This is a genomic window from Rhodanobacter thiooxydans LCS2 (assembly GCF_000264375.1).
Classification (GTDB): Bacteria; Pseudomonadota; Gammaproteobacteria; order Xanthomonadales; family Rhodanobacteraceae; genus Rhodanobacter; species Rhodanobacter thiooxydans.
This window is the reverse complement of sequence record NZ_AJXW01000157.1, coordinates 1-309: the sequence shown is the minus strand read 5'-3', so window position 1 is coordinate 309 and position 309 is coordinate 1. Positions and strand designations below refer to the sequence as shown.

1 protein-coding gene is annotated in these 309 nt (G+C 71.8%); it reads right to left on the bottom strand.

Features of this window, described 5'->3' with window-relative positions:
- Positions 1 to 293, bottom strand: a 293-nt coding sequence (locus UUA_RS18330; RefSeq protein WP_238533061.1) for a sugar dehydrogenase complex small subunit, incomplete at its 3' end; no start/stop codon positions are given.
- Positions 294 to 309: the final 16 nt, after the last annotated feature.

Here is a 309-nt window from a genome sequence, read left to right as displayed (position 1 = left end):
TCGTTGATCAGGGCCAGCAGCGCCTGCACGTCGGCCGGAAAGTTCGGATGGGTGGCGGCGAGGGCGTCGAACAGGCGCGTCGCCTGCGCCGCATCCAGCGCCTGCCGCCCGACCAGGATCGCGGAGAGCGCGGTGAAGGCGCCGAGCTCGGCGTGCGGCGCCGGTTGCGCCAGTGCCCAGGGAATCAGCGAGGCGGTGTAGGCGGTGAGCAGGCCGACCAGCAGGCGCCGCCGCGCAGGATCGGTGGGGCTGCCGCACGGAGTGTCGATGCTCTCGGGCAGGTTGGTCGCCATGATGTTCCCCAGCTTG